The organism is Nonomuraea fuscirosea, from assembly GCF_003001935.1.
In the GTDB taxonomy this organism is placed as follows: Bacteria; Actinomycetota; Actinomycetes; order Streptosporangiales; family Streptosporangiaceae; genus Nonomuraea; species Nonomuraea fuscirosea.
The window spans coordinates 352,796-360,364 of the sequence record NZ_PVNG01000013.1 but is presented as its reverse complement, the minus strand read 5'-3'; the positions used below and the strand labels follow the sequence as shown (position 1 = coordinate 360,364).

Below are 7,569 nucleotides of genomic sequence, written 5' to 3'. Positions count from 1 at the left end.
TCATGACCGCGATGGTTGCCTATGTCCCGAGACACACTCTGTTGAAGTTTCCTATGTCTTGCGACATGGGTTTCCTATGTCCTGAACCAGCACACTGTCGTCCCGACGGTTGGGCAAAGCCCGTCACTTGGAGAGTTCTCCGAGGTGACGGGCTTTCCGCTTTCCCGGCCCGCGATCATCGGTCGCCCTTGATCAATCGAAGCTGGGGACCACTCAGTCCAGCGTCCTCGAAGATCTTCCTGAACCACCGGCCTGACCTCGCCGCTCCTCCGCAGGAACGCAACGACAGCGGCATAGACCTGTGATCTAGGCGCGGCCGTACGACTCACGCATGTAACGGTTGATCCGCGGCAGCCTTCGGGCCGACTCTTCCTCGTCGTCCAATTCCCAATCCTCGTCGCTGGGGTGGGGGAATGCGAACAATTCATGGCCGCGTGCCCTTGGACAGTCGTAAAAACTTTCGTGGCCATGGGTTGTCACTCGTTCCCACGCCTGATCAGCCACGTAGTCCAAGATCTCGAACTGTGGCCAGTCATCGTTCGTCCACGAGGGGCCACGATGCTCCATGGCCACCAGGCGCACCTCCGGTACATCTGCCAGGCCAAGCTCGTTGGTTATGACCCGCCGATGCTGCACATGTGGAGACTGAGCTGGGGACTGTGGAGAGCAGGAGCGGGGTGTCGATGTTGCGCTGGTGGGCGGCGTGGGTGAGAGAAGGTCGGTGAGGACGTCCGTTTCAGATTCCGTAGCCATCTGAGCAGGTGGGGTGCTGTTGATGGGAGGGCTGGGTTCTGGCCGCTGTCCCGTGTTACGCGGATGGGGTTTTTGCCGGAGGTGCAGGTGTTGGTCACTCGGGGCGGGTTGCGCGGACGTAGTAGAGCAGGTGGGGTAGGTGGGCTTCGGTTTCCACCTGGAAGCCGGCGTCGGGGATCAGGGTGCCGAGCAGGTCCTGGGGGTCGTGGCGCATGGCGGGGCCGGAGAGGAGGCCGATGATGCGCCGGGCGAGCGGGTTGGCCGGTGGGCGGAACTCGACGATGAGCAGGCGTCCGCCCGGGCGCAGCACGCGGAACATCTGCCGCAGCGCCTCGGGTCTGGCGTCGGCGGGCATGTGGTGGACGGCCAGGCTGGAGACCACCAGGTCGAACGAGCCGTCCGGGAACGGCAGGTTCTGGCCCTCGCCGACGACGTAGGTGCAGTTCGCGGGAGCCCGGTCGGTGGCGTGGCCGATCATCGCCGGGGACGGGTCGAGGCCGGTGACGTGGCCGGTGGGCGTGACCACGGGGGAGAAGATGCGGGTGAGGTAGCCGGTGCCGCAGCCGACGTCGAGGACGCGGTCGCCGGCTCGGGGGCGGGCGGCGGTGGCCAGGCGGGTGAAGGTGGCGCGGCGGGCGCCGAGGAAACCGATCGTGGCGAAGGCTTCGTAGGCGCGCGGCCGGTCGATGGTGCCGCCCTCGTCGGCATGTTCGTGGTGGCCGTGCAGCAGCTTGCCGAGTCCCATGGTGGTTCGCTCCGTTTCCGTACGATGTGTTCGGTATGAAGCATGCGTTCGTGATGGCGTGCGTGTTCGGTATGAAGCATGCGTTCGGCATCGAGCGCGGGTCAACGAGCAGATCGGATGTGGTGTGCCGTACCGAACAGAGGGCGAGAAAGTGTCCGGGGACCGGAGGGTGCGACGCACGCGGCGGCTCGTTCAGCAGGCGCTGGTGGAGCTGATTCTGGAGAAGGGCTACGACGCGGTGACGGTCACCGACGTCATCGCCCGCGCGGATGTCGGCCGCTCCACCTTCTACGCGCACTTCACCGACAAGCAGGACGTGCTCTTCAGCAACCTCGACGAGCTGGCCTTCCTCCATCGGCTGCCGGCGGCGGGGGAGACGGGGGAACTGTTCGCGTTCAGCCGGCCGATGTTCGAGCACGTACGCGAGCAGGAACGGCTGGTGCGGGCGCTGCTGGGCCGGCGAAGCGGCGGGCTGGTGCAGGCCCGGGGTGAGGAGCTGCTCGCCGCCGCCGTCAGGAACGAGCTGGTCGCCGCGGGCGCCCGTCCGTCGGCCGAGCTCGACCTGCTGGTGGTCTGCGTGGTGGGGGCGTTCATGGGGCTGATGCGGGCGTGGGTGGACGGCGCGACCAGCGCCTCGCCCGCCGAACTGGACGCCGCCTTCCGCGCGGCCGTGACTCCCGGCGTGCGCCTCGCATTACCGCCGGACGGTTGCGCGGGGTCCGGCCCGGTTACGGTCGTGGGTGGTTGATGCCGTTCTCGTAGGCGAAGATCACGGCCTGGACGCGGTCGCGGAGGCCGAGTTTCATCAGGATGCGCTTCACGTGGGTCCTGGTCGTCGACTCCTCGACGACGAGGGCGGCCGCGATCTCGCGGTTGGACAGCCCCTTGGCGATCAGTTCGAGTGTCTCGCGTTCCCGTACGGTCAAAGTGCTGAGCCGGGACTGGCCGGCGAGGTCGGGCACGGGCTGCTGGGCCAGGCGGTCGATCACGCGCCGGGTGACCGAGGGGGACAGGAGGGAGTCTCCCGCGGCGACGGTGTGCACGGCGGCGATCAGCTCCTCCGGACGGGCGCGCTTGAGCAGGAAGCCCGACGCGCCGGCGCGCAGCGCGCCGAAGATGTAGTCGTCCTGCTCGAAGGTGGTGAGGATGAGGATCTTCACGTCCGGCGCCGTCCGCGAGAGCTGCCGGGTGGCGGCGATGCCGTCCAGGTCGGGCATGCGGACGTCCATGAGCACGACGTCGGGGGTGAGCCGGCCGGCCCGCTCGACGGCTTCGCGGCCGGTGGCGGCCTGGCCGGTGATCTCGATGCCGGGGTCGGCGGTGAGCAGCTCGATCAGGCCGGCCCGCATGAGGTGGTCGTCGTCGGCGATCAGTACGCGGGTCATGACGGGGATCCTCCGTAGGGGAGCCGGGCGTGCAGGCGGTAGGCGCCCTCCAGCCTGGTGGCGTCGAGGGTTCCGCCGACCAGGGCGGCTCGCTCTCGCATGCCGATCACTCCGTGGCCGTTCGCCCGGCGAGGTGTGCCGTGCACGGGGTTGGTGACGGTGAGCGCGAAGTCGGGGCCGGTGTGGTCGAGCTCGACGCGGGCGTCACCGGTGCCGTGGCGGGCGCTGTTGGCCAGGGCCTGCTGGAGGATGCGGTACGCGGCCTGGTCGGCGGCCGCGCCGAGCGGCCTGGCCGGGCCGGTGACGTCGAGCGCCACGCGGAGTCCGGCGGTGCGGTGGTGGGCGATCAGCGTGTCGAGCGAGGCGAGCCCCGGCGGAGTGGCAGGTTCCTGGTCGTCCTCGCGTAAGGAGCCGACGAGCTGGTCGATGTCCGAGACGGTCTGCCTGGCCAGCTCCTCGATCGCCTCCAGGGCGCGCGCGTCGCCGTCCTGACGCAGCCGGGCCGCGCCCGCGCGCACGGCGATCAGGCTGATCGCGTGGCCGGCCGAATCGTGCAGGTCGCGGGCGATCCGGGCCCGTTCCTCAGCGACGGCGAGCCGCCGCTCCCGTTCGGCCTCCCGCACCGCTCGCCGGCGTTCGGCCTCGGCCTCGCGCTCGGCGTCCACGGCGCGTTGCCGCAGCTCGGCCAGTTGCTGGCGGCGCAGCCTGGTCCGTTCGCCGGCGAACCACGCCGCCGCCCAGGGCAGGGCGGTGTGCACGAGCCCGATCACCGGGAAGGTGCCCGCGGCGGAGGCGCCGAGGTAGGCGAGCAGCAGTCCGGCGGTCACGGCGGCGCTGCGCAGCGTCCATCCCGCGTTCGCGGCGAGCAGGTAGAGGGCGGCGATGGGCCCGGGCAGCAGGCCGGTCGGATAGCCGAACCAGGCCAGGACCAGGCTGACCGCCGCCGCCACCGTGTAGACGAGCAGCGGGAAACGCCGCCGGAGCAGGAACGGCACGGCGGCACAGCCCACGAGCACGATGCCGAACGGATCGAGCCCGCGGCTGTTCGGCCGGATCGCCAAGGGGCCGTCGTGGGCGAGCAGCAGCAGCGACACGGCGAACACGGCGGCCGCGAGAGCGGCGTCGAGCAGGGCCCGCGAGCGGGCGATGGCCGTCGAGGACATGGCACGGCCAGCGTAACCCCGCACCTCCCCAGGGGAGTCCCCCTGCGAGGGGATCGCCGTCCACGGAACGGGGAGGCCGAAGACCCGCTCGCGGGGTGTTTCGGCCTGGTGCGCGGCGCTCGTAGCGTGATCGCCCGTCATGACACCGGCGTACGGAAGGAGTGGGGCGTATGACCGGAACGGGCGAAGGCCCGGCCCGCTGGGTGAGGGTGGCCGGCATCGCGGCGGCCATCGTGGTCCTGCTGGTCGTCGCCGGAATGCTCATCGGCGGTGGCGGCCTGAGCCATCGGATTCCCGACCACGGCGGCAGCGCGTCACCTGCCGGTGCGCCGAAGGGAGCTCACGAATGATCGAGATCACCGACGTGGTGAAGGCTTATCCCCTGGGCGAGGGCGAGGTGGTCGCCGCCGATCGGCTCAGCCTGTCGATCGGGGCGGGGGAGTTCGTCGCGGTGGTGGGACGGTCGGGCAGCGGCAAGACGACGCTGCTCAACCTGCTCGCCGGGATCGACCGGCCCTCGGCGGGGACGGTGCGGGTGTCGGGGACCGATCTCGGCGCGCTGTCCGAGTCGGCGCTGGCCGAGTGGCGGGGACGCAACGTCGGGCTGGTGTTCCAGTTCTTCCAGCTCCTGCCCACGCTGACGGTGGCCGAGAACGTGATGCTGCCGATGGACTTCGCGGCCGCGATCCCGGCGGTACGGCGCCGCGACCGGGCACTCGAACTGCTGGACCGGGTCGGCATCGGCGACCAGGCCGGCAAGCTGCCGTCCACGCTGTCCGGCGGCCAGCAGCAGCGCGCGGCCATCGCCCGCGCGCTGGCCAACGATCCGCCGCTGCTGCTGGCCGACGAGCCGACGGGCAACCTCGACTCGCACACGGCCGGGGCCGTCCTGGACGTGTTCGCCGGTCTCAACGCCGAGGGACGCACGATCGTGGTGGTCTCGCACGAACGTGACATCAGGTCCGTCGTGGACCGGGAGATCGTCCTGGTGGACGGGCGCGTGGTCGCCGACGAGGGAGTGACGGCGTGAGCACCCTGTTACGCGTGAAGCTGCGCCGTGACCTGCGGGCGAGCTGGTCCAGGTTCGTGCTGATGGTGGTGGCGATCGCGGTCAGCCTGACGGTGTTCGGGGGCATGCTGTGCGCCTGGGCCGCCATCGGCAGGGAGACCGGCGGCGCGTACCTGAGCACTGAACCGGCCTCGGCGACCATCGTGCTCGACCGGGGCGTCACCCCCGAGCGGATGGCGTCGGTGCTCGCCGCGGCCCGTACCCGGCCGGGCGTGCGGGAGGCGACCGGGCGGACCCAGTTCGAGGGCGCGGTCGAGGTCGGCGGGACCGTGCTGGACATCCCGCTGCAGGTGTTCGTGGCGGCGGCGGACGATCCGATGCGGATGGTGCGGTTCGACCTCGGGCAGCGGGGACGGTGGCCGCCGTCCGGCGGGGAGATCCTGCTCGGGACGGACTCCCTCCGGCTGCTCGGCGTGGCTGTCGGTGACTCGATCACCGTGCATGGACCGGACGGCCCGGTACGGCTGCGGGTGGCCGGCACCGTGTACGACCCCGGCCTCGCCCCCTCGCCCCAGGAGCAGCGCGGCCGCGGCTACGTCTCGGCGACGGCCGTCGCGCTGCCGTTCGATCAGGTCAAAGTGCAGGTCGCCGACCCGGAAGGGCGGGCACGCGACCGCGTGGTGGCCGTCGCCACCGAGGTCGGTGACTGGCTGCGGCGCGAGCAGGGGTTGAGGGTCGCCGAGATCCAGGTGCCCGAGCCGTACGCGCATCCGCACCAGTGGCAGGCCGACGTGCTGCTGCTTTCGCTGATGGCCGGTGGGGCCGCGGCGCTGCTGCTCAGCACGATCCTGGTGGCGACCATGCTCAACACCCTGTTCACCCGGCAGATCCCGCAGCTCGGCATCATGAAGGCGATCGGCGCCCGGACCGGCACCGTCGGGCGCCACTACCTCGTCATGATCTCACTGGTCGCGGCGGCGGCCACGCTGATCGCGTCGGCGCCGGCCGTCTGGATCGGCCGGACGCTCCTCGGCACGCTGCTGACCACGCTCGGCGTCCGGCCGGTGAGCCTGGCCGCGCCGTGGTGGGCGTACGTGGTGATCCTCGTCGCGGGACTCGGCCTGCCGCCCCTGATGGCGCTGCCGCCGCTGGTCAGAGCCAGCCGGACGACCGTACGTGCGGCGATCGACCACCACGGGGCCGCGTCGGAACCGGGTGGTCTCGCGGTGCGGCTCGGCCGCGTGCCGCGCCTCGACCGCGGGCTGCTCATGGCGCTGCGTAACACGGTGCGGCGACCGGCCCGGTTCTGGCTCTCGACCGGGCTGCTGGCGGCGGCCGGCGCGGTGTTCGTGGCCGGCATGTCGCTCGAAGCCGGCGTCGACGCCATCACCCGGGAGGAGGCGGCGCGGCGAACGTGGGACGTGGACGTGCAACTGGCCGCCCCAGCCGCCAGGGAGGCCGCCGTCGAGGCGGCCCGGCGGGTACCCGGCGTCACCCGCGCAGAAGGGTTCGGCGTCATGCCGGTGGGGGTGGCGGGGCCACGAGGATTCCCCGTCACCTGGACCTATCCCGACCAGGGGCACGGCCGCATCACGCTGATCGCGCTGCCCCGTGGCGTCACCACGTTCCCGAAGCTGCTCGAAGGCCGTGCGCTGCACCCGGGGGAGAGCGGCGCGATCGTGCTCAGCCGGACGGTCAGGAAGAAGACCGTCCCGGCCCTCGTGCCGGGGGACGACGTGCGGCTGTTCATCGAGGGGCGGGTCACGTCGTGGCGGGTGGCCGGCATCGTCGAGGAGCGGGGCGGCGACAACGTGTACGTGACCGCGGAAGGGCTGGCCGCCGCACAGGGACGGCCGCAGCAGGTCGACCGGCTGCGCGTTTACACCGGCGGGCACGACGAGCGCACGCGCGACGCGGTCGCGGCGGCCGTCCGCACGGCGCTGGCCGACGCCGGGATCACGGTGCGGTCGGCCGCCTCGGTCAGCCGCGCCGAAGCCGTCGGCGAGGGACACATGGGGCCGTTGCTGCTGGTCCTGCTGGGCATCGCCGTCCCGCTGGGGGTGCTCGGCGTCATCGGCCTGGCCTCGACGATGAGCGCCAACGTGCTCGACCGGACGCGTGAGTTCGGCATCATGCACGCCATCGGGGCCCGGCCGCGGACCGTACGCCGGATCGTCGCCGCCGAGGGGCTCCTGCTGGCGCTCGCCGGGTGCGTGGCCGCGGTCGTGCCGGCGGTCGCGCTCACCTGGCTGCTGGGCGCCGGGCTGGGCAACCTGTTCATGAACGTGCCCGTCCCGTTCCGGATCTCGGTCCCCGGGGCGGTGATCTGGGTCGTGCTCGCCCTCCTCGGCGCGGCGCTGGCCACCGACGCCGCCGCCACCCGCGCCTCCCGCCTCACCGTCCGGGAGGCCCTCGCCCACCTGTGAGGTCGGTCGTGGCGGGAGATGCCCGGCACGACCGACCCCGCGAGAACCGATCACCACGCCCTCTCGGGCGGTGGAGGGGTGAATATGC

7 protein-coding genes are annotated in these 7,569 nt (G+C 71.7%); 4 read left to right on the top strand and 3 right to left on the bottom strand.

Annotated features, from left to right (window positions below; genetic code table 11):
• Positions 1-847: 847 nt before the first annotated feature.
• Positions 848-1,498 carry a class I SAM-dependent methyltransferase gene (locus B0I32_RS29800; protein WP_106245376.1) on the bottom strand — a complete coding sequence of 217 codons (651 nt, stop codon included), beginning with the start codon at positions 1,496-1,498 and terminating at the stop codon, positions 848-850.
• Between the two features lie 169 nt (positions 1,499-1,667).
• Here B0I32_RS29800 and B0I32_RS29795 point away from each other — a divergent pair, with 169 nt between their 5' ends.
• A complete protein-coding gene (locus tag B0I32_RS29795; RefSeq protein WP_219912060.1) occupies positions 1,668-2,246 on the top strand; it encodes a TetR/AcrR family transcriptional regulator in 579 nt (192 codons plus the stop codon).
• On the opposite strand, the gene B0I32_RS29790 is transcribed toward B0I32_RS29795, so the two are convergent.
• Both B0I32_RS29790 and B0I32_RS29785 read right to left on the bottom strand, forming a co-directional pair.
• The gene (locus B0I32_RS29790; protein WP_106245373.1) at positions 2,227-2,883 is read right to left on the bottom strand and encodes a response regulator; all 657 of its coding nucleotides are present in this window, start codon (positions 2,881-2,883) and stop codon (positions 2,227-2,229) included. The genes B0I32_RS29795 and B0I32_RS29790 overlap by 20 nt on opposite strands.
• Positions 2,880-4,187: a sensor histidine kinase gene (locus B0I32_RS29785; RefSeq protein WP_219912059.1), complete on the bottom strand. Its 1,308-nt coding sequence runs from the start codon at positions 4,185-4,187 to the stop codon at positions 2,880-2,882. Before B0I32_RS29785 ends, B0I32_RS29790 begins: the two co-directional genes overlap by 4 nt.
• 29 nt (positions 4,188-4,216) lie before the next feature.
• On the opposite strand from B0I32_RS29785, the gene B0I32_RS29780 reads away from it, so the two are divergent.
• Genes B0I32_RS29780 through B0I32_RS29770 form a run of 3 tightly spaced genes read left to right on the top strand, consistent with a single transcriptional unit; the run spans position 4,217 to position 7,481 of the window.
• A complete protein-coding gene (locus B0I32_RS29780; protein WP_106245370.1) occupies positions 4,217-4,396 on the top strand; it encodes a hypothetical protein in 180 nt (59 codons plus the stop codon).
• The gene (locus B0I32_RS29775) at positions 4,393-5,076 is read left to right on the top strand and encodes an ABC transporter ATP-binding protein (RefSeq protein ID WP_106245369.1); all 684 of its coding nucleotides are present in this window, start codon (positions 4,393-4,395) and stop codon (positions 5,074-5,076) included. Before B0I32_RS29780 ends, B0I32_RS29775 begins: the two co-directional genes overlap by 4 nt.
• Entirely contained in the window at positions 5,073-7,481 is a 2,409-nt protein-coding gene (locus B0I32_RS29770) for an ABC transporter permease (RefSeq protein ID WP_106245368.1), read from the top strand. Before B0I32_RS29775 ends, B0I32_RS29770 begins: the two co-directional genes overlap by 4 nt.
• The last annotated feature ends 88 nt before the right edge of the window (positions 7,482-7,569 follow it).